Source organism: Bacillus sp. CD3-5 (assembly GCF_006349665.1).
GTDB classification, from domain to species: Bacteria; Bacillota; Bacilli; order Bacillales; family Bacillaceae_G; genus Bacillus_A; species Bacillus_A paranthracis.
The window spans coordinates 1-865 of record NZ_VEPX01000042.1 but is presented as its reverse complement, the minus strand read 5'-3'; the positions used below and the strand labels follow the sequence as shown (position 1 = coordinate 865).

Annotated in this window: 1 protein-coding gene; it reads right to left on the bottom strand. The window is 31.7% G+C overall.

What is annotated here, in order from left to right; genetic code table 11:
• Window positions 1-117: 117 nt before the first annotated feature.
• Window positions 118-474, bottom strand: a complete 357-nt coding sequence (locus tag FH036_RS26895) for a YgzB family protein (RefSeq protein WP_000025063.1) — start codon at window positions 472-474, stop codon at window positions 118-120.
• Window positions 475-865: the final 391 nt, after the last annotated feature.

Sequence of the window (865 nt, the reverse complement as noted above, 5' to 3'; positions counted from 1 at the left end):
ATTCTTTTTTATATTTTCTGTAAAGAAATAGGTTGCCCAAAAGTAGCTATTCAGCTACTTTTGGGACAACCTCTTTTCATGTTTAGTTTTGTAAGGATGCATTGTCTCCGTATATACTTATGACTTATAGCTCTTCTTATTATATTTTTCATCAAATTCTTTTCCTTCTAGATTTCGATCCATTGTTAAAGGTTGGTTGCAATGCATACATGCGTCGACACGACCGAGCATTTTTGTAGGTTTATCGCAGCTTGGACAAATAATTTGTACAGTTTTAGTAGATAACATACCAATCCAAAAGTAAACGACAGTACTAGCGATAACAGCTAAAAAGCCAACCATCATAAATGTTGTCATAATAATAATGTTCTCACGGAAAAAGACTCCTAAGTATGCAATGAAGAGGCCGATAAATACTAAACTTAATGCAAAGGTCCGGATTTTATTGATTTTGTTTGAATACTTAATGCTCATTCTCACCACGCTCCTATAACAATAATATAACATAAAATTTAGAATTTTCTATCGTATAGAAGTATGGTAAAGTGATAAGATATGAAATGCAGAAGGAAGGGAGATTATAATGATTTTTGAAACATGTTTTTAAACTTTTAACGGGATGTGAAATTTTTTTATAAAAAGTATTGACCATGTATGTACTGCATGATATATTAATAACCGTCGCTGATGCGGAAACGCAGAAAACGATAAAAAAGAAATTAAAAAACTTAGTTGACATCGAAAAACGAAGATGTTAACATAAGGAAGTCGCAAATGAGCGACTAAGCAGTTCTTTGAAAACTGAACGAAACAAACAACGTGAAACGTCAATTTTTATTTTAGATGCTAGACAAACTAACTTTAT